The following is a 21,148-nucleotide window of genomic DNA, read 5'->3' on the forward strand; positions in this document are numbered from 1 at the left end:
TAACTATGTTACTACTGCGTGGTTTTAACAGAGTAAGGGGTAAAAGAAAAGCATTTTATATGAAGTTACTGTTCTGCATCGTTTGCGTTTTATTGTTGTATTTTAATAATTCTGTTGCTCAAAAAAATGATTGGGAAAACCCAGAAGTCATTGCAATCAATAAATTAGAACCCCACGCTGATTTCTTCTCGTTTGAACGAAGAAGATTAGCATTACAAGAAGACAAGTCAGGGTCTAAATATTATCAATGTTTGGATGGGCAATGGGCTTTTTATTGGGTGAAAGATGAGCGTAAACGCTTAAAAGATTTTTACAAAGTGACCTATGATATTAGTAATTGGGGAACTATTCCAGTACCAGGAAATTGGGAAGTGAATGGTTATGGTGTTCCTATTTATGTTAATCAAGCGTATGCGTTTCAAGCAAAAAATCCACCTCATATTCCAGTAGGTAAAAACGAAATAGGTGCTTATCGACATACTTTTGAATTAGATGCTGCTTGGCTGAAACGAGATGTTATTTTACATTTTGGAGCCGTTAATTCTGCCTTTTACCTTTGGATAAATGGACAAAAAGTAGGCTATTCACAAGGGAGTAAGACCCCCGCAGAATTTGATATTACGGCTTATGTTAGAGAGGGAACAAATACAATTGCACTAGAGGTGTATCGGTATTCAGATGGGAGTTATTTACAATGTCAAGATTTTTGGCGAGTGAGTGGTATAGAGCGTTCTGTGTATGTTTATGCTGCTCCAAAAGAAAGAATAATAGACTTCGAGGTACAAGCAAGTTTGGTTCAAAACTACGAACAAGGGCAGTTAAAGACTCAGGTTATTTTACAAGGTAATTCGGAGCTTAATTTGCAGTTAGAATTGTTAGAAAACAATAAGACTATTCTGAAAAAAATAAAACGGGTGCAACTACCAAACGAGGCTATCGTTTATTTTTCTGACCTGTTGCCTACAATAAAACCTTGGACTGCCGAAACACCTAATTTATACACCCTTGTATTGACATTATTAGATAAAGATGGTGTTCAATTAGAAACGGTTAGTTGCAAAACAGGTTTTCGTACCTCGGAAATCAAAAATGGGCAATTATTGGTGAATGGAAAGTACGTTTATTTAAAAGGAGTGAATTTACACGAACACGATCCTAAAACTGCTCATGTTGTAACAGAGGCTTTGTTACAGAAAGATTTGGAGTTAATGAAAGCAAATAATATCAATGCTATTCGAACCTCTCATTATCCTCAACCCGAACGATTTTATGAATTGTGTGATGCTATGGGATTTTATGTGGTGGATGAAGCCAATATCGAATCACATGGAATGGGCTATGGTCTTGCCTCTTTGGCAAAACGCCCGAAGTGGAAATTGGCGCATTGGGATCGGATAAGAAGAATGGTTGAGCGAGATAAAAATCATCCATCCATTATTATTTGGTCTCTGGGAAATGAAGCAGGGAATGGAACCAACTTTTTGTACAGTTATGATTGGTTAAAAAAACGAGATACTACTCGCCCCGTACAATACGAACAAGCGCATTTAAATTGGCGAAATTCAGATATTTATGCGCCTATGTATCCTCTATTTGACAAGGTAAAAAAATATGCTCAGTCGGAGTCTCTTAAACCTTTAATTATGTGTGAGTATGCGCATGCAATGGGGAATAGCACAGGAAATTTTCAAGATTGGTGGAACTTAATTGAACAATACGATGCTTTACAAGGCGGATTTATTTGGGATTGGGTCGATCAAGGACTAGAGAAAGTTAGTGCGTCAGGAGAGCGGTATTGGGCATATGGTGGCGATTTTGGTCCTAAAAACATTCCCAGCCTAGGCAACTTTTGTTTGAATGGGATTGTCTTCCCTGATCGAAGCCCGCAACCAGCCTTACAAGAGGTCAAAAAGGTCTATCAATATGCTCAAATCAAAGCAGTAGATTTAAATCAAGGACGAGTTAAAGTTTATAATAATTATGCATTTGTAAATCTTTCTAACTTTGATTTGCACTGGCAATTAAAAACAGAAGGGCGTATTCTCAAAGAAGGGATAATAAAAGCAATAGATGTAAGGGCAGGTGATAGCCTGACAATTGATTTGGAATATGAGGCGTTGAATAGAACAAAAAAAGAAGCTTGTTTTTTGAATATTCAGTTGATTGGAAATAGGTCAACAGCAGTCTCCCAAATAGGGCATATCATGGCTAGAGAACAATTTTTAGTGAATACTCCACCCTTTAACATTTCTATTGATACCATTCCTAATCGTTCTATAGAAGTATTGGCGAATAAAGATAATTTGAGGATAGAAGGGGACGAATTTAGCGTCCGTTTTGATTTGCAGCTAGGCAATATTGTTTCATGGAAAACGAATGGAAAAGAATTGATCAAAAAGGGTTTTGCGCCTAGTTTTTGGCGAGGTATGACGGATAATGATTATGGCAATTTCTTATTATTAAGGGCAGGTAATTGGAAACGTGCTAGCAACCGAGCCAAAGCTAACAAAGCACGCTTAATCTTTGCGAATGCTCAACAAGCTCAAATTGAAGTGGTTTATCGATTGGGTACGAATGGGAAATTGGTGGTGCAGTACGATGTGTATAGCAGTGGTCAAATTATGGTTAGCAGTGAATTGAAACGAGGACTAATTCGATTTGGTGCGTTGCCCAAATTTGGTTTAGCCATGCAATTGCCCAAAGAGTACGATCAATTAAAATGGTTTGGGAGAGGACCTTTTGAAAATTATCAAGATAGGAAATCAGCGGCTTTTGTAGACCTTTACCAAAGTACCGTTGCAGAACAATATGTGCCTTATATTCGCCCACAAGAGAACGCTAACAAAACAGATGTACAATGGCTTTCATTGACCAACAAAGAAGGTGTTGGTTTAAAAGTAACAGCTTTAGAACAGCCTTTTTCTATGTCTGCATTGCATTATTTAACCGAAGATTTCCAATCTGAAGTCCGTGCATTAGGTGGACAAAACGAAAAGAATCGGCATACAATAGACGTTAAGGAACGTGACTTAGTCGCTTTGGAAATTGATTGCGTACAACAAGGTCTTGGGGGCGATGACTCGTGGTGGCAGAAACCACATAAAAAATACCGTTTAACAGAACGTATCTATAGGTATAAATTTGTCATGCAACCAATCAACACGATTAATGATTGGAACCAATAGAAGTTGTCTAGTTCGGTATGATTTTGAGTTCTTGTTGTAATCGCTCATTGAATACCATCAATTAATCTCGACTCAGTTGGAGTAATGTTTCCGCTTCTTGCTCCCTATAGACAAATGTTCTAGTGCACTGATTGGTCCAATAACTGTTGGGGAGTTGGAGTGCTTTTAAATTCGTAAAAGAAGTATAGTTGTAAAGATAGTTGTTGTAAATGCTGGCGTAGATGGTAAAATCTTCCCCAACTTTAAACCATGTAAAACCACAAGCCGCCCCCGAACGAGGAGTAAAAATGATAAGGGTATCGTTTATATTTTCTCCTTTGTAAACCTTGGTGCGCTTTATACTTACTTTTTGAATGATTGCATTATCAAAAAAGGCTGCATTGGGATGCCGTTGCTGATACTCTTTTCGAACCTGCATTCTTTTGTCAGAAGTGACCGTTTCCCACAAAGAAACGTTTTCTATTTGAATGACGGTGCCTGAAAAAATAACTTGCGTCATAAAATAAGCATCCTCGATAGAGGGAATTTCTGCACAGCTACAAGCCAATGAAGCTTTAAAGAAATAGAAACAGGCAATGAATGTTAATAAAGTTCTCATTTTGAAGAGGAGTAATTGTTTTATTAAATGGGAAGCTGTTTGTAAGGTCTTGTCTGTTTTAAACCACTTCTATATTGAGCTAACTTTTTATTAAAATCACCCATCGTAACAGAATCTTTTACGGCTTCTAGATACTCTATTTTGCTAGCTAGAGCATTTAATTCAAAGCACCAATAAATTGTCATCAAAGGATTAATCCAAAGTTCACTTCCTATAGTTCTGGTCGTAGCATGAATATTTCCATAGGCTCCTTGTAGAGCACTTACGATAGAATTGGAGACAATACTAGGAGCTTGGGGCATTTGTTGGTTGGCAAAATGAACGGCCTTAATGTAATGCTGTGCCTCTGGCATTTCTTGTGTGAGCTGAAATAAGCCCAAATAACCACCCTCTTTGGCGAGTGCCGCAACATTTTCTAAGAAGCGAAAGTGAGATACCCCATGAAAATGGTCGATGCCAAAACCAATACTAGCGAGCAATTGAGTTGGAATACCACTTTCTTGAACGGCTGCAATTGTGCACATATCTTCTTGAGGGGTACCCAAGAGTTCTTCGTCTCCGAAGAGTACACTATCCGTGCCTCCATCTACCAAAAGGACGCTATCAATTTGATGTTTCTTTTGTAAGTAGATGTACGCCTCTTTTAGAGGTTGGACTCCCATTCTATCAAAGGCATACAATGCGGGAAACTCTTTTTGTTGGGCTAGCCATTGTTTTAAAAATTTTTCAGGAAAATAATTTCGCCCTGATTGATCTATATCCTTAGCTTCTATTTGATAACATTTGGAGCAGACTTCTTTCGCTGTTGTGTGATCCAGCCATGTAAAAGAAAAATTGGCTAATGTTACGGTTTTGCCTAATTGTTTAAGCGCAAAATAAAGTGGAATGCCAGCGTAAATATCAAAGCCCCCACCAGCACCTGCTAGTAAAATATGTTGGCTATTTTCTAAAGCTTGAAATAAGGGGATTTTAGTTAATGAATGGTTCATGGGTTTTGTTTTATAGTTTATAAATTTGATGAGAAAAATGCGTAAGGTACTGTTCTACGTTGCTTTTCTGAGCAAAAAATCATTGTTAACCAGTTTCCATTATTGTTTTACTTTAAAAGACCAAGTAAATGTAAATCTAGATACTTCTACTTCCTGTCCATTTTTATCTATTTGAGTACCAATAGTTAGTATGCTAACCTCTTGCCCTTCTCCTGTCTCAATGGCTTTTTGAACAGCCGCTATGATTTTATCCCCTTCCTTACAGGTAAATGTAGCAGTGCTGACAGCTTTTTTACCATACGTAGCTTCCATTTTGGTAATCAGCATTGATATTTTACCTCGTCCTTGAAGTGCCAACATAGCCAAGACGCCAGTAGACATTTCAGCGGCTGCCGCTTGTGCCGCAAAATAAGTAGACTTGAATGGATTTTGAGAACGCCAAGAATAGGGAACCGTAACCTTTGCTTCTTGAGGGCTTACAGATTGGACTTTAACACCCATAAAAAATGCAGCGGGAAGTTTGGCAAGCAAAAACAAGCGTTGCAAAACAGGATTACTTAATTGTTTGAGGTATTTTTTGATGTGTGGGTTACTATTGTCAAAAGGGAGTGTTAGATTATTGGTGATTGCCATTGATGATTTTTTATGATATGATGATAATGTCGAATTGACAGCCTTAAAATAAGACAGAATACGATAATTATTATACTCTAAGATGAATTTTATGTAAATTTTAGTGTGTTTTTTATAAAAAGAAACAACCCCGAAAGCAACAATTTTAGTGTATTGATAGTTTATTTTACGACCTTTTTTGTATACTGTGGCATTCAAACTATATTTTGAGGTCTAAAAAAAAATTGTACTTTTGCATTCTAATAGGATCTTTCGAAGTTAAAAGAGGCGTTTGAATGCGCATAAAAAGGATTTAATAAATATAATTTTTTTGAACGATTACTTAAATCCAACGAATAAACATCTTGGTGAGAATTATGGTTTGAGCTATTTTAGGGATTAATGACAATCAATAAATTACTATTTTTGATAATCTACTAAAACCATGCAATAGGAGCGGACTTGGCTTATTAACTTGCAGACTGTCACCAAATTTTGAAAAAGTAGCAATACTCAAGCTCAATAGTTCGTTGAAACCACGCAGTAGCAGCAAAGCTAACTAAAAGCGCAGCGCTCACGAAGTAAACTTTATTAGTTTGATGATCAATAAATTGTAGATTTATTGTGTTTCGCGTTAAAGCTTTGATCGTCAAGTTGTTGTAGGTGTGTTTTTTTGTCTTTTTGGGTAGAAAAGTAAAAAAACAACGAACTATTATAAGCTAATACAATAGCCGTTTAGAACGCTCGAAACTGCAAGGATAACAAACGACTATATTTATATAACTAGGGAAAAACGGATTTTGCAACATGGCAAAACATTTATTGATAGTGGAGTCTCCCGCTAAAGCGAAGACAATTGAAAAAATTTTAGGAAAAGATTTTACAGTTAAATCTAGTTATGGGCATATCCGTGACTTAATCAAAGACTCGAAAGATAAAAAAGCCATAGAGGTTGACAATTCATACAAACCTAATTATGCAATTTCTACAGGCAAACAAAAAGTAGTTAAAGAGCTCAAAGATTGGGTCAAGAAAGTGGATGAAGTGTGGTTGGCAACGGATGAAGACCGCGAAGGAGAGGCTATTTCTTGGCATCTAGCAAAGGTGTTAAAATTGGACTTGGACTCTACCAAGCGGATTTCGTTTAGAGAAATTACAAAACCTGCTTTGCAAAATGCCATTCAAAACCCTGGTAGAGTAGATATAAATTTAGTCAATGCACAACAAGCAAGACGTGTATTGGATCGTTTGGTCGGGTTTGAGCTGTCGGGGTTGTTGTGGCGCAAGGTTAGAGGGAAATTATCGGCAGGACGTGTGCAGTCTGTTGCTGTGAAATTGGTAGTAGAGCGAGAGCGAGAAATTAATAATTTTGCCCCCAAGCCCTTTTTTAAGGTAGTAGCACAATTTGAAGTTCAGGATTCAAAAAATAAAACAGTTCATTTCAAAGCCAACCTAAACAAGAATTTTGATTCTGAAAAAGAAGCACAAGCATTCTTAGAAAAATGTGCGCCGGCTAATTATAAAGTAGGCAATATTGCTGTTAAGCCTGCGTATAGAAAACCTGCTGCTCCATTTACGACATCTACCTTACAACAAGAAGCTAGTCGAAAATTAGGTTTTTCTGTTTCCAGAACAATGTCTGTTGCACAACGCCTGTACGAAGCGGGACACATTACCTATATGCGTACAGATTCTACTACGTTGAGCGAAACAGCCTTGGCGGCTTTGGCAGATACAATTAAGAAATTATACGGTGACAATTATCTAAATACAAAACAATATACCAATAACAAAGCTTCTGCTCAAGAAGCGCATGAGGCAATACGTCCGACTTATGCTGAGAATAGTGCCGTAAACATGGGCAGTGATGAGAATCGTTTGTACGATTTAATCTGGAAACGTACCATTGCGTCTCAGATGGCAAAAGCTCAGTTGCAAAAGACAACAATAGATATTGATATTTCGACGATAAATGACCTAAAATTGGTCGCTACGGGGCAAGTGTTAAAATTTGATGGTTTCTTGAAGGTCTATTTAGAGTCTAAAGAAGAAGACGAGCAAGAAGATGACGATAATACGGACGATAAAATTTTGCCACCAATGACCGTAGGGCAACCATTAATGTTAGAAAAAATGGATGCCATAGAGCGTTTTACTCGCCCCAAACCACATTATACAGAAGCTAGTTTGGTTAAGAAACTAGAGGAATTGGGAATTGGTCGTCCGTCTACTTATGCGCCAACGATTAGCCGAATTATGGACCCTAATAGAGGTTATGTGGTTAAACAGACTAGATTAGGAAAAGATAGAGAATACAAAGTGTTGACGTTGGACGGCAAAAAAACAACGATTGCTACGGCTACTCAGACGGAACATGTGGGATACGAAAAAAATAAATTGTTTGCAAGTGATTTGGGAATGCAAGTAACCGATTTCCTATCAGAACATTTTGCGAACATCATGAAGTATAGCTTTACAGCAGCAATCGAAGATCAACTGGATATTGTCGCAGAAGGAAAAGAGGATTGGGTAAAGATGTTGGATGATATTTACAAACCATTTCACGATCAAGTAGAAGATACGTTGGAAAATGCAGATCGTGTTACAGGGGAACGGATTTTGGGCAAAGATCCCAAAACTGGCTTGTCGGTATTGGTGAGAATTGGTCGATTTGGTCCTATTGCTCAAATTGGTTTGACAGAAGAATTGGGCGAAGAAAAACCTCAATATGCCAATTTAAAAGAAACGCAATCTATAGAAACGATCACCTTTGAAGAAGCGATGGAATTGTTCCAGTTTCCTAAAAACTTAGGAGAATATGAAGGCAAAGAAGTTGTTATAGGAGAGGGGCGTTATGGACCTTTTGTGAAATATGATGGTGCTTTTATTTCTATCCCTAGAACAGAAGATGTACATCAAGTTGGGATGGAACGAGCAATCGAATTGATTAAAGAAAAACAAAAGGCAGATGCTCCAATTGGGTATTATCAAGATAAACCAATAACAAAGGGAGAAGGTCGATTTGGTCCTTTTGTGAAATGGGAGGGGTTGTATTGTTCGATTACCAAAGGCTCAGGCTTTCAGTTAGAAACGATTACAGAAGAAGAAGCGATTGTTCTAGTAAAGGCTAAAATTGAGAAAGAAGCCAATCGTTATATTCACAAATGGGACGAAGAAGGTTTGTCTGTTCAAAATGGTCGTTGGGGACCTTTTATCAAAATTGATAAAGATCGTAAGAGTTATAAGTTGTTGAATAAGAAGGGAGAGAAAATGACTCCTGAAGAAGCGAAAGAAGTTACTTTGGAGTATGTTATTCAATTGGTAGAAGAACAAGGAGGGGTGTTGAAAAAGAAGAAGGCTGCCAAAAAGAAACCTGCGGCAAAGAAAAAAACAACGAAGAAAAAAACAACGGGAACCAAGAAGAAAACGACAACAAAAAAATAGAGATACGGTATAGTAATAGTTTAGCCATGTTGCTATTAATATAGTTTATAAGATACAAAATGATTCAAGGAGCGGATGAGTTACTTGGATCATTTTTTTTTAGTTATATTAGATTTCTATTGACCGATCTTATTGAACTACATAGCATTAAAAGGGAGATGAAACGAACAAAAGAAAATTTTTCGAAGCAGGCGCATTTATACCGAAAATTTAGACCCCAGTACCCTAAAGCTTTGTTGCAAATGTTGGCAGAATTGCCCGAAAACAATATTTGTTTGTGGGATTGTGGAACAGGAAATGGTCAGGTAGCCGCAGCCTTATCTACTGCTTTTAAAACAGTTCAAGCAACAGACATTAGCACAGAACAAATTAAATACGCTATTCCTAAAGATAATATTCATTATAGCGTACAAGCTGCTGAAAAAACGTCTTTTGATGCCAATCAATTTGATTTGATTACGGTTGCACAAGCAATGCATTGGTTTGATTTTGATGCTTTTTATAAAGAAGTTCAGCGAGTTGCTAAGAAAAATGCCATTCTTGCTATTTGGGGATATGGTTTGTTGCGAATCAGTGAAGAAATTGATGTTCTGATAGATGATTATTATACACAAATTATTGGACCTTATTGGGATGTCGAACGCAAGCATATTGACAATCACTACACTTCCATTCCGTTTCCATTTGAAGCGCTCGAAATCAATCGTTCTTATTCAATAGACCTTCAGTGGAAGCTAGATGAATTGGAGGGGTATTTGAACACTTGGTCAAGCTTACAAAAATATTTAAGGGAACATGCAACCAATCCTGTTGACACAGTAATTAAACAAATAGAAGCTTATTGGGGAAAAGAAGAAATAAAAGAAGTTTCTTTTCCTATTTTTTTGAAAATAGGGCGCCTTACTTAAAATTGGTGTGTGATTTTAATGAATCGATGTGATAAAGGGTCAATCCCAATGTTTATCTTTGTTAACGTTGAACTACCCTCTTTTATAGCTTGACGGGAAGGACGCTATTATTACCTATTATTTTTAGGGCTATCCGTGCATTTTTTTTAGCTTTGAGCAATTGAATTGATTCGCAATAAATCCAAGATCAAACAACCTTTATGGAAGAATTATACCAACATTATTTGAACCATCCTTTTGTGTTTATTGATACACGCAAAGAGTTGTCTAATGGCATTTTTGTAGCTGTGGGACAAAAAGATACTCGTGGTGTACATCGAGGAAATCAATTTGCAGAATTGGCAATTAATAGCGGAAAAGCAGCTTATGCCATTATTAATGATCCTGAACTAAAAGAAAAACATAAATTGGACCAACGGTATATTTTGGTAGAGGATGGTGAAGTGACATTACAGGACTTGGCGCGGTATCATCGACAGCAGTTAAAATGCCCTATTTTAGCCATTGCTGGTTCTAATGGTAAAACAACAATCAAAGAATTGTTGCATCGTGTTTTGGGACAGCAGTACAAAACTTTTTCTACACAAGGGAATTTGAACAATCATTTGGGAGTGCCGTTGAGTTTGCTTTCTATTGATGCAACTTATGAGATGGCAATTTTGGAAATAGGTGCCAATCATTTGGAAGAAACATTGTTTTTGGCAAAATTGATTGCACCAGATTATGGTTTGGTTACCAATTGTGGGAAAGATCATTTGGGAGAATATGGTTCTATTGAAAATATTATCAATGCTAATAAAGAGCTATACGATGTTTTAGCAGCAACGAATAAGACGGCTTTTGTTTGTAAAAATGATGCTTTATTAGTAGATATATCTAAGGAAGTCGCTCAACGAGTTTTTTATGGAAATGGGTGTACGGTGGATGGAACCATTACTGATACGCCATTTTTGAAATTGGTGTTGTCGATAAATCAAACTCAATGGGACGTGCAAACGAACTTATTTGGTCGATTTTGGTTGGATGCCTTACTTGGCGCAGCGGCTGTAGGGCATTATTTCAATATAGAAGGGGGGGCAATAAAAGAAGGTTTGGAAAGTTATCAACCTGCGGCACTGCGTTCTCAGCAGATTAGTTGGAACGAAAACAAAGTCTTGTTGGATTGTTATAATGCTAATCCTAGTAGCATGGAAGTATTTCTAGATGAAATCCATCAAAGTAATCTGCAAGAGGCTAAAATACTAATTTTAGGCGAAATGCTAGAACTGGGAGCGTATAGCAAGGACGAACACCAGCAACTTGTGAATCGCATTGACTATGCTCAATTTGAAAAGGTCTTGTTGGTTGGTGAGTCATTTGCCAATATTCACCTTCCAAAGTCAGGTAACATTCAACATTTTGAGACTAGGGCAGCCGTAAAGGCATTTATTGCTGCTCAAAATTACCAACAAAGGTACTTTTTTGTCAAAGGCTCAAGAGGAAATCGTTTAGAAAACTTGTTTGTATAAATCTTTAGCAAGGTGCTAGGAATGAGATAAATTCTCTTGAGTAGATTGATGCAAGGCAACAGCACTTCCTATATTAATTAATTTCAAACTCAATCGGCAGAGGACAAAAATCTGAGAGATTGCAAAAGAAAGCCAAATGGCATTTTCAGAATTGAACTCAATCTGAGTCGAAATCCAATAATTAATAAAGACCATTACAAACCATATTCCCAAATTCAGTAGATAGAGACCATAGGTTTGTTTTAGATGTTTAATTATGAATTTCAATGCTGGCCAGAGGGATTGAAAAATCCATGTTTTATCTTGGTCTACCAAAAATATTTTAGCATAATCTTGCCACATAAAAAAGAAAGCGGCGACTAAGATATAAATGGGAGCAATAATTTTGAAATTAAACGCTATGGTTCCTTCATTTTCTAAAGTAAAGGGAGATAAGCCATTAGACGAAGTATAAAATACAAAGGCAAAAAGTGCAAAAACAAAGCTATGTATTAGCAAAAAATAAAAGGTCAGTCGTAAACATCGCCAGAAAAACTCGGCGCTTTGTCCCCAAAAAATACTTCGATTATAGGTCTGTGGTTGCTGAATAAATGTTGCGAAAATACCACCTGTAACAAATATAAATAGGAGTAGGTAGAGTATTAAGATGACAATAGATTGGTCAATGATAGGTAGAAAACCATCGCCATGTGCGTTTTTAAAGTCATTTAAGAATGTATAATCAAAGCCTTTTACTAGGTCAGTAATCATCATCGAATGCCCAACAGTAGACTCAAGTAAACTTTTGAGCGGGTAGGCAACAAATGCAGCCAGTAGAAAAGTTAGTAAATACAAGAAAAAAATCATTGGCTTGTATTGCCAAGTTTGCTTGATTCCTTGTTGTAATGCTTGGAGTAAATTCATAGTATTAAAGTAATATAACGTACCATCTATATTTAAATGAGAGCACTTGCTGTAACCATAGCCCCTTGCATCCAAGTTAAAAAAGACGTAAAATAACGAGTAATTCCAGCTGATTGTGGTTCTACAACATAACTATTATTGATAAGGTTTTTGTCTAATGGAATTTTTAAAGCTGGGTCAATTTCCACGGCAACAATTTTTCGATTGCCAATATAAGTAAAGTCGTGGCTCCTTGCTTTTCCATCCCATCGTTCAAGTACCACATCACCATTGTCAAATGTAATTTTAACATCTTGAGGTAACCACAATTCCCCCAAGCGATACAAGACTACTTTTGCTTCATAAGTTTTAGAGGTCTTGTTGGTAGGAACGAGGGCTTGAGTTGTATTATCAAAGTACCCCAGTGGCTCAACGACTTCTTTGTTTGTAATAGAATGGACACTATAATCACATACTTCTGTTCCATAAATTACCTGATCTAAAAACCAATTCATATCGGTTCCAAAAAGATCTCCGTGATGTTGCGGAACAATTTCATTCACAATATCTATAAAATCGAATCGGCAGGGATGTTTGAATTTCCAACGTTTAAAGTAAGTTTTGATAATATCTTGCATACATGCCTCGCCAACCATTCCTTCTAGGGTTTTTAGCCAAACCGCTGCCTTGCCATATACAATTTCTCGATGTCCGCCATGTTTAAACAGCCATCCAAATTGACTCATTGGACCAATTTTAATATTGTCCGCATTAAAAAAGCGCCCCCTACGGTATTCTTCCGATCCTACATTGATGTTCATATAATCCCAATAAAAAACACCTTTGGGGTAATATTTATCCATCATTTTTGCTTCAAAAAACGCTGTAAAACCTTCGTCCATCCATGCCTCTTCCTGTTCGTTGGTAGAAAGCATTTGCATGAAATACTGATGCGTTAACTCGTGCATGGTCAAGGTTTCGGTAGTTCGAATGTTGGGCGGCAAAATACATAAAGTTGGCGCAGTAAATAGCGTAGGGTATTCCATAGCGCCTGAAAATAATCCATAATAAGGAGGGCTAACAATGGTAAGGGTTGGGTAAGGATATTTTTCGAGGTAGGCTTCAAAAAAATCAAGGGTGTATTTGGCTGCCGTTAAAAAACGTTCTTTGTTGCAAATGTGTTCTGGCATAATTAGCAACTTGATTTTTACCCCTTTCCATGTTTCTTCTATAATTGTAAAGTGTGGACTAGCAGTCCAAGTAAAATCAATGACATCTTCTGCCAAATAAGTATATGTTTTTAGAGGGCGTTGGAGACTTAGTTTATTGGGAGTAGGTTTTTCTTCTACTAAAAAACCACTGGCACCGACCACAAAGTTGTCAGGAACGGTCAGATTTACCTTGTAGACTCCAAATTCACCAAAGTACTCGGTGTTGGCGTGGTACTGATGGCAGTTCCATTGTCCTGTTTTGGCAAAACGGCTGCCAGCAGGCTCGTAAACTCCTAATTTGGGGTACCATTGCGCCATGAAGAAGTAATCTCTATTATAACCCGTTCGGATGGATGTCTTAGGAATTTGAGAAGTCCATTTCATCTGGATACCGTAGGTTTGATGTGGGAGAATAGGTTCTTTTAAACGCAAGATTAAAACAGTATGATCTTGTTCATTTTGATCGTCTACAGCAACAAAATGAAGGCTGTCTGATAAAATATTTCCTTGTTGGTCAATTACTTCATCAACTTTTATCCAACTCCAAATGCCGTTTTCGATGTCTTCCTGACTCTTGGTGCCCAAGATACTATTTGCTTCTAAGGCAAAGGTGCTTTTATTATTTTTAAACGCATTGTAGTACATGTGGAAAGGCATCGTCCAAATGGTGTCTGACGATGGATTCTTGAAGGTTAGGTATTGGCTAGCATACACTTGCTTTTTTTCGACATCTAAAGTTAAGTCAATTTCGTAGTTGGCTGTTCTAAGAGAAAGTGGGGTTGCTAATTTGGAGTCTTGAGTGGAAGCTCCAAGTCCTAAACATAGTAAAAGTACGAGGAGTGGTTTATAAAAATTCATAGTATAGTCCTTTTGATCATAACAACAAACATACTAATAACAAGTTTAAAATAGAATAAAGAACCAATGTTTTCGACAGACTATTTGTTGATTGTGGATAGTATATAGTCACTGGTCGATATTGTGGTTGTAAATCAAGTGTATTCTCATAAAAAAAACTTAGTTTTGCTAGAAACAATAAGAAGTTTTGTGATGCAAAAAAATAGAGAAGAATAAGAAGCAAGCATTTTGCTTGAATACTTTTCGCTAAAATTGCATTATAATATCTTAAGTAAGTGGGCAGAAAAAAATATAGCTAAAAAATAGACTTATTTTTATATGATTTTTTCTGAACGATTACTTAATACTTCGTAGTTAAGTAAAACCTTTTCACCACAAAAGCGCAAAATAATGAAATTAGCAACTATGTTTTTTTCTGCAATTTTATTGGTGTCCTTTATTTGTGCTACTCAGGCACAGAGTGGGAAATACCAATATGAGACTGTAGAGGGAGATCCTTTAAAAACAAAAATTTATACCCTTAAAAATGGCTTGAAAGTGTACATGAGCGTTTATAAAGATGCTCCTAGAATCCAAACTTTTGTAGCTGTCAAAACAGGTTCTAGAAACGATCCTTCTGATGCGACTGGATTAGCACACTATTTGGAGCATATGATGTTCAAAGGGACGAGTAAAATAGCTTCTTTGGACTGGGAAAAAGAGAAGGTGTTGTTGAAGCAAATTTCTGATTTGTACGAAAAAAATAGAACTGCTGATGAGGCAGAGCGCAAGGCTAATTTAGAAAAAATTGATGCCTTGTCTTATGAAGCAGCGAAGTATGTTGCTACCAATGAATACGACAAAATGGTTTCTTCTTTAGGGGCAAAAGGAACCAATGCTTACACTTGGTTGGATCAGACCGTATATGTTAATGATATTCCTTCTAATGCCCTAGGAAAATGGTTGGAACTAGAAGGCGAGCGTTTTAGTGAGTTGGTGTTGAGGTTGTTTCATACAGAATTAGAGGCGGTATACGAAGAGTTTAATATTAGCCAAAACAATGCTTTTCGTAAAGTCAACAAAGCTTTGATGGAAAGCCTATATCCTAACCATCCTTATGGTCAACAAACAACCATTGGAAAAGGAGAGCATTTGAAGCGCCCTTCGATGGAAAAGATTCATGAATATTTTGATACTTATTATGTGCCGAATAATATGGCCATTATTTTGGCAGGGGATTTTAATCCAGATGATGTTATCCCAATGGTTGAAAAACATTTTGGAGATTATAAAAGCAAAGAAGTACCGAAGTGGACGAATCCTGCCCAACCAGAGTTTAAGGTGCCGGTAGAAAGAGACGTGTTTAGTAAAGAGAGCCCTACAGTGACAATGGCTTGGAGATTGGACGGTATTGGTAGCCGTGAGGCTTTGGTTTGTGAATTGATGGATATGATTGTTGCTAATGGGAGTGCTGGTCTAATTGATTTAAACTTAGTCAAAACACAACGTACTGGAGCTAGAACATACTCTTACTTTAGTGGTGCATACGATTATAGTTTCTACTGTATGGCTGGGCAGCCTAAGACTGGACAGAGCTTAGAAGAAGTGCAAAAATTGTTGTTAGGTCAATTGGCAATGGTGAAAAAAGGAGCGTTTCCAGATTGGTTGATTGATGCTGTTATCAATGATAAGGAATATAGCGAAATCAAAAAAATGGAGTCCAACTATGGGCGTGCGGACAAAATGCTAAATGCGTTTTTGTACGATCAAGACTGGAAGGATATTGTGAATCATTATGATAAAATGCGCAAGTTAACCAAAGAAGATTTGGTGGCATTTGCTAATGAAAAGTTGAAGGATAGTCAATACGCTGTTATTTATAAGCGAGAGGGCAAGCCAAAAGATATTTATACAGTAGAAAAACCTAAAATTACGCCTGTAGAAGTCAATAGAGAGGCTATCTCTGAATTCAAAAAAGAATGGGATAAGATAAATACCCCTGCTTTGCAACCAGTGTTTTTAGATTTTGACAAGCAAATTGTTACCACTAAATTGTCAAATGGCATTCAGCTAGATCATATTACCAACCCATACAATAAAACATTCTCTTTGAATTATATTGTGAATATGGGATCAGAGCATGATGAACTATTGCCAATAGCTATTAAGTATTTGCCATTTTTAGGAACTGATAAATATACTCCTGCTGAAGTGCAAGAAGAATTTTATAAACTAGGAGTTAGTTTTGATGTATTTGCTGCCAATGATGTTGCTTATGTTACGCTAACAGGTTTGGAAAGTTCTTTGGAAGAAGGGGTAGAATTGTTTGAGCACATTTTGGCGAATGCTAAAGGAAACGAAGAGGCATTAAAGAATATGATTGCTTCTATCAAGAAAAGCCGTGCAGATCAAAAGAAAGAGAAAGGAGCCATTTTGTACAATGGTATGTTGAATTATGCTAAATACGGTAAAAATTCTCCTTTGATGGATCGCTTATCGGAAAAGGCTTTAGATGATATTGCTGCTAGTGAATTGATTGATAAAATTCATAACTTGACTTCTTATGAGCACGATGTTTTCTACTATGGTACCAAGACACCTGCCGAGGTTTCTAAAATCTTAGACACACATCACGAAGTTCCTGCAAAACTAAAACCAATTCCTGCTAAGAAAGAATATAAAGAATTGGATACGAATGAGGATAAAGTGATTTTTGTAAGCTTTCCTGATATGACACAAGCAGAGATTATGATGTTGTCAAAAGGAACAGATCATTTTGATTTGAATGAGTATGTAGACAGCCGTTTATACAATCAATATTTTGGTAGTGGACTTTCCTCAATTGTATTTCAAGAAATCAGAGAATCTAGAGCGTTAGCGTATTCTGCATATGCTAGTAATACTACTCCGTATAAAAAGGATGAACCACATTACTTTAGAGCATTTGTAGGAACTCAAGTCGATAAAATGGATCAAGCAATTCCTGCTATGAAAGAAATTGTTGAGGAAATGCCTGTTTCTGAAGGTTTGATGCAAGGTGCTGCAGAAGCATTAACTAAGAAAATTGAGTCAGAGCGCATTACCAAAAGCGGTATTTATTGGACGTATAGAAACAATAAAAAGAAAGGCGTTGACCACGATATTCGTAAAGATGTTTATGATAAAGTTAGTGCATTGGCAAAAGATAAAGAAGCTGTAATTGCTGCTATCAAAAAGTTTCAAGAAGAAAAAATCAAGGGACGTAAATATACATACTTGGTCTTGGGAGATAAAGAAAAAGTAGATATGAAGTTCTTGGAATCTTTGGGAACAGTGGAAGAATTTACTATTGATGAAATTTTTGGAGATAGCGAAGCTACTAAAAAGCCATAAGAGAAGAAGTTCATCGTGAAATTTTGAATTTCTAAACCAATGATTAAAAGCCTCTTTTTAAGAGTTCCTAAGGGAATTTATTAAGAAGAGGCTTTTTTATGACAATAGTTCGTTGAAAAACTTTATTAGTTTGATAATCAATAAGTTGTAAGTTTGCCGTGTTTTGTGTTAAAGCTTTGATTATCAAACTAATATAAATGTGCTTTTTTATCTTTTTGGTAAAAAAGTAAAAAATCAACGAACTACTATTATGAAGTATTATTACAATAATACTCTGTTGTTTATTATTCGCTACGCTCATGAGATCGCAAGGCTAGTTCCCTCTGGTCATGAGCTTGGGCTTTTGTGCTACTGGCACAAGCCTACTCGGCAAGCTTAGTTTTTTAGTTTTTCTACGAACCCGTAGGCTCAGGAAGTAAAAACATAAAAAAAGCATCTTGCTGATAATCAACGAAAAAAAAAGCCCTCGTGTGGTAAATTAATACGATACTGCGTGAGCGCTTTGCTTTTAGTTTGCTGCGCTGCTACTGCGTGGTTTCAACGGAGTAATGTTAGAAAGAAGACAGGAATAAAAAAAAGGTGGAAGTCATTAAATAGCCAATTATGATGACTTGCCACCTATAACCAAATAATACTCACCTGGAAGTATATTACTTGACAGGGTAAGGGTTGAATAGCTATGAATTGGGATTGTATGGTATGTTATTTTTATGAATTTTAATAGGACAATTGGCGTAGTTAAATATTAGAGAACAATAGCTTGAAAAGTAGCAATATTAGCAATATTGCCTACAGCATCGTAAGCTCTCAGTTCAAAATCATAGGTGCCACTAACAAATGAACTTGGAATCGTATAATTTAAATTGTAGTTATAGGTATTGCTAACGGTATTGTCTAAACGAAGAGACTGAGCGGTTCCTTTATTGCCAGAAGGCGTAAAATAAATCAATTCGAGTCGACCGTTTTCCAAATTATTATTATCCATCAAGGAACCTTGCACATTCAAGGTATTGCCTTTGTTGATGTTTATACTAGAACTAGTGGGTTGAGTTAAATGGAGCGTAGGAGGGATGGTATCGGTGCTATTTTGAATTTTTAATGTGTAAAAAATAGTTGGGGCTTGATTTCCTGCTTCGTCCAAAAGCAAAATAGAGCAATGGTAACTTCCCGCTGTTACATCATTAGGGACAGTAATACTTTTTGTAATGGAACTTGTTTGACCACTTAAATTGATTACTTCTTGCAAATTCCAGTCTACTGTGATAGGTCCTCTGTGACCATGGCAATCGAAATTATTATGAATATCAATTTTGTACTGAGAGAGTGCTTCATCATCCTCAAAAACAAAGTCGAATGTAATGGTTTCAGCACTTTTGACATAAATAACATTACTTTCCATAGAGCCACAAACTAATCCACTTACTGGATTTGGACTGATATTTTGGATGTTGATAACAGGATTGGCGATGTCAATATTGGGTTCTGTGCAAGCCGAAAAAATAACACAAGCTCCTACCAATAAGTAAATGAATTTCATAGTCAATTGTAATTTTAAATAGCTGAAAGCCAACAACAGCACGCCATACATGGAGTGCTGTTGTCAAATGTTTTAAATACTAAATGAGATACTTTCGGTTTCTTTTTCCGAACAATCGTGGTCTTCACAAGCTTCAATAGTCAAGGTGAATTTTTCACCAGCAGCGTAACTTGAAAGATCTACTACTTCATCGATTGTAGTGGATTTGGTGTGCGAATGAACATCTAGTGGATTAAAAGGAGCGATAGAGTTGTTATTAGAATCTTTTAACGTAACCTCTACATCATGCAATTCAACATCAGCAGTCAAATTGATTTTTATAGCTGTCGTATTAGGAGTGCTGACAGTACCATTATTGGTAGGAGAAAGCACATCAATGGTAATGTGGTTGTGTACTTCTTCCTCTTTTTGTGTACAACTGATAAAGTTGAAAAGGATAATAATTAAAATAGATAGTTTAAATAACTTGTGCATGATTAATAATTTTTTTTATTTAGTTTAAAGCTTAAAGCAACACTGTTGCAACAAAGGTAGAAGATTATTTTTATTAATGCAACACTGTTGCGTTTTTTGTTGCATAAAAATTCCCTGAATTTATTTTATCTCCATATTTGAACAAAAATCAGAGAACCATTCTTTGAGTTTTTAAAATATAAAATGCTAAATTCGCACGCCTAAACATTCTAGGTGCCCAATTATTTTGGGGATATTAATCATTGTATTGACTTAAATAAAAATTTATTCATTTTATGAAAATTTTAAATTTGTTGGCTTTGTCTGTATTCCTATTGTCTTTGACAATGGTTTCTTGTACAAACGAAGGAAAAGAAGAAAGTAATAAGAACACTCCAGAATATAGCTTAGGATATGCTTATGGTGCTCAAATGGGAAAATCATTGAAGCAAGCAACTATGTTCACTGAAGACGAAAAAAATGTAGATCAATTTGTAGAGGGGATGAAAGAAGCTCTAAAGGGAGATTCGGCTACTGTTGCAAAAGCAAAAGAAGAAATGCAAGCACGCATGCAATCTCAAAAACCATCTGAAACACCAGAAGCAGGCGGTAAGATTGCTTACAATTTTGGTCTTACATCTGGTTTGGGAGATATGTCACAAAAAGTAGATATTCCAGCGTCTGCTTTCGATTTCCAAGGAGTAAAAGATGGTTATGTTGATGGATTGACAAAAGATTCATTGGAAATGACTCAAACAGAAATGGATAGTGTTTTGAAAGCATTTTTAGAGCCTAAATTTACAGAGTATCAAAATATCATGAAAGCGGAAGCGGAAGCTAAAGCAGCTGTAGCTATTGAGGCTGGAGAAGCTTTCTTGGCTGCTAACAAAGAAAAAGAAGGTGTTATTACAACAGAATCTGGGTTGCAATACGAGGTTATCCAAGAGGGAACAGGAGCTAAACCAACAGCTGCTGATAGAGTAAAAACACACTACCACGGTACGTTGATTGATGGGACTGTATTTGATAGTTCTGTAGAGCGTGGAGAGCCTGCTACATTTGGCGTTGGACAAGTAATTCCAGGGTGGCAAGAAGGTATTCCTTTGATGTCTGAGGGCGCAAAATATCGTTTTTACATTCCTCAAAACTTAGCTTACGGAATGCAAGCACCATCTCCAAAAATTCCAGCGGGTTCTGCTTTGATTTTTGATGTAGAGTTGATTGAGGTAAATCCTGAATAATTTGATTTTATAGGTAAATGGTTAGATAAAAATAGCTCTAAAATATAGACTCATTTTTGATACTAACCAAAGAACAAAAAGGAAATCTTAGCTTGCTAAGGTTTCCTTTTTTTGATCTCTTTAGAGAACCCTTCCATTTATTTGATAATAATAAAGTAATTGAGGTTTTTTTTTCTAAAATTTAATTGCTATAAACTGTAAACTTCTGAATAGGAACTAATCTGCTGTGTATGAGCATCTATAGGCTAGATCAATATACGTTTTGGTAATAATTTAGTGGGGAGCAGTTGTAAGAAATGGATAAAAATGGTGATATATAAAAAAAAATAATTCGGAAATTGATAAGTAGTTATTTTCATAAGCTAAAAACG

At 36.4% G+C, this 21,148-nt stretch carries 13 protein-coding genes; 6 read left to right on the top strand and 7 right to left on the bottom strand.

Features of this window, described 5'->3' with window-relative positions:
• Positions 1 to 59: 59 nt before the first annotated feature.
• Positions 60 to 3,185 (top strand): glycoside hydrolase family 2 TIM barrel-domain containing protein, encoded by a 3,126-nt coding sequence (locus tag QP953_RS14525; RefSeq protein WP_309551507.1) that lies wholly within the window; start codon positions 60 to 62, stop codon positions 3,183 to 3,185.
• A 61-nt stretch (positions 3,186 to 3,246) separates the two neighbouring features.
• On the opposite strand, the gene QP953_RS14530 is transcribed toward QP953_RS14525, so the two are convergent.
• The 3 genes from QP953_RS14530 to QP953_RS14540 all read right to left on the bottom strand — a co-directional run bounded on the left by QP953_RS14530 (position 3,247) and on the right by QP953_RS14540 (position 5,405).
• The gene (locus QP953_RS14530) at positions 3,247 to 3,783 is read right to left on the bottom strand and encodes a hypothetical protein (protein WP_309551509.1); all 537 of its coding nucleotides are present in this window, start codon (positions 3,781 to 3,783) and stop codon (positions 3,247 to 3,249) included.
• 23 nt (positions 3,784 to 3,806) lie between these two features.
• Entirely contained in the window at positions 3,807 to 4,772 is a 966-nt protein-coding gene (locus QP953_RS14535) for a DUF1152 domain-containing protein (RefSeq protein ID WP_309551510.1), read from the bottom strand.
• Between the two features lie 99 nt (positions 4,773 to 4,871).
• Entirely contained in the window at positions 4,872 to 5,405 is a 534-nt protein-coding gene (locus tag QP953_RS14540; protein ID WP_052598885.1) for a DUF4442 domain-containing protein, read from the bottom strand.
• Positions 5,406 to 6,191: 786 nt separating this feature from the next.
• Between QP953_RS14540 and topA the strand changes: the two genes are divergently transcribed.
• The 3 genes from topA (at position 6,192) to murF (ending at position 11,244) form a co-directional block, all read left to right on the top strand.
• A complete protein-coding gene (topA, locus tag QP953_RS14545) occupies positions 6,192 to 8,828 on the top strand; it encodes a type I DNA topoisomerase (RefSeq protein ID WP_309551512.1) in 2,637 nt (878 codons plus the stop codon).
• Positions 8,829 to 8,986: 158 nt separating this feature from the next.
• Positions 8,987 to 9,736: a class I SAM-dependent methyltransferase gene (locus tag QP953_RS14550; RefSeq protein WP_309551513.1), complete on the top strand. Its 750-nt coding sequence runs from the start codon at positions 8,987 to 8,989 to the stop codon at positions 9,734 to 9,736.
• Positions 9,737 to 9,936: 200 nt separating this feature from the next.
• Positions 9,937 to 11,244, top strand: a complete 1,308-nt coding sequence (gene murF / locus QP953_RS14555) for a UDP-N-acetylmuramoyl-tripeptide--D-alanyl-D-alanine ligase (protein WP_309551514.1) — start codon at positions 9,937 to 9,939, stop codon at positions 11,242 to 11,244.
• 15 nt (positions 11,245 to 11,259) lie between these two features.
• On the opposite strand, the gene QP953_RS14560 is transcribed toward murF, so the two are convergent.
• Together QP953_RS14560 and QP953_RS14565 are read right to left on the bottom strand one after the other, a co-directional pair.
• Positions 11,260 to 12,147, bottom strand: coding sequence for a hypothetical protein (locus QP953_RS14560; protein ID WP_309551515.1), 888 nt, complete (start codon positions 12,145 to 12,147; stop codon positions 11,260 to 11,262).
• 32 nt (positions 12,148 to 12,179) lie between these two features.
• The gene (locus QP953_RS14565; RefSeq protein ID WP_309551516.1) at positions 12,180 to 14,195 is read right to left on the bottom strand and encodes a M1 family metallopeptidase; all 2,016 of its coding nucleotides are present in this window, start codon (positions 14,193 to 14,195) and stop codon (positions 12,180 to 12,182) included.
• Positions 14,196 to 14,585: 390 nt separating this feature from the next.
• Here QP953_RS14565 and QP953_RS14570 point away from each other — a divergent pair, with 390 nt between their 5' ends.
• Positions 14,586 to 17,546 (top strand): insulinase family protein, encoded by a 2,961-nt coding sequence (locus QP953_RS14570; RefSeq protein ID WP_309551517.1) that lies wholly within the window; start codon positions 14,586 to 14,588, stop codon positions 17,544 to 17,546.
• Positions 17,547 to 18,291: 745 nt separating this feature from the next.
• On the opposite strand, the gene QP953_RS14575 is transcribed toward QP953_RS14570, so the two are convergent.
• On the bottom strand, positions 18,292 to 19,083 hold the full coding sequence (locus QP953_RS14575) for a DUF4625 domain-containing protein (protein WP_052598879.1): 792 nt from the start codon (positions 19,081 to 19,083) through the stop codon (positions 18,292 to 18,294).
• 72 nt (positions 19,084 to 19,155) lie between these two features.
• Positions 19,156 to 19,557 (bottom strand): hypothetical protein, encoded by a 402-nt coding sequence (locus QP953_RS14580; RefSeq protein ID WP_052598878.1) that lies wholly within the window; start codon positions 19,555 to 19,557, stop codon positions 19,156 to 19,158.
• A gap of 275 nt (positions 19,558 to 19,832) precedes the next feature.
• Here QP953_RS14580 and QP953_RS14585 point away from each other — a divergent pair, with 275 nt between their 5' ends.
• Complete coding sequence (locus tag QP953_RS14585; protein ID WP_052598877.1) at positions 19,833 to 20,777, top strand: FKBP-type peptidyl-prolyl cis-trans isomerase; 945 nt, start codon at positions 19,833 to 19,835, stop codon at positions 20,775 to 20,777.
• Positions 20,778 to 21,148 lie beyond the last annotated feature (371 nt).

It is taken from the genome of Aureispira sp. CCB-E, from assembly GCF_031326345.1.
In the GTDB taxonomy this organism is placed as follows: domain Bacteria; phylum Bacteroidota; class Bacteroidia; order Chitinophagales; family Saprospiraceae; genus Aureispira.

Excerpts from the sequence above, each read along its gene's own strand:
- QP953_RS14525 (WP_309551507.1), top strand. The coding sequence starts at position 60 with ATGAAGTTACTGTTCTGCATCGTTTGCGTTTTATTGTTGTATTTTAAT.
- QP953_RS14530 (WP_309551509.1), bottom strand. The coding sequence starts at position 3,783 with ATGAGAACTTTATTAACATTCATTGCCTGTTTCTATTTCTTTAAAGCT.
- QP953_RS14535 (WP_309551510.1), bottom strand. The coding sequence starts at position 4,772 with ATGAACCATTCATTAACTAAAATCCCCTTATTTCAAGCTTTAGAAAAT.
- QP953_RS14540 (WP_052598885.1), bottom strand. The coding sequence starts at position 5,405 with ATGGCAATCACCAATAATCTAACACTCCCTTTTGACAATAGTAACCCA.
- topA (WP_309551512.1), top strand. The coding sequence starts at position 6,192 with ATGGCAAAACATTTATTGATAGTGGAGTCTCCCGCTAAAGCGAAGACA.
- QP953_RS14550 (WP_309551513.1), top strand. The coding sequence starts at position 8,987 with ATGAAACGAACAAAAGAAAATTTTTCGAAGCAGGCGCATTTATACCGA.
- murF (WP_309551514.1), top strand. The coding sequence starts at position 9,937 with ATGGAAGAATTATACCAACATTATTTGAACCATCCTTTTGTGTTTATT.
- QP953_RS14560 (WP_309551515.1), bottom strand. The coding sequence starts at position 12,147 with ATGAATTTACTCCAAGCATTACAACAAGGAATCAAGCAAACTTGGCAA.
- QP953_RS14565 (WP_309551516.1), bottom strand. The coding sequence starts at position 14,195 with ATGAATTTTTATAAACCACTCCTCGTACTTTTACTATGTTTAGGACTT.
- QP953_RS14570 (WP_309551517.1), top strand. The coding sequence starts at position 14,586 with ATGAAATTAGCAACTATGTTTTTTTCTGCAATTTTATTGGTGTCCTTT.
- QP953_RS14575 (WP_052598879.1), bottom strand. The coding sequence starts at position 19,083 with ATGAAATTCATTTACTTATTGGTAGGAGCTTGTGTTATTTTTTCGGCT.
- QP953_RS14580 (WP_052598878.1), bottom strand. The coding sequence starts at position 19,557 with ATGCACAAGTTATTTAAACTATCTATTTTAATTATTATCCTTTTCAAC.
- QP953_RS14585 (WP_052598877.1), top strand. The coding sequence starts at position 19,833 with ATGAAAATTTTAAATTTGTTGGCTTTGTCTGTATTCCTATTGTCTTTG.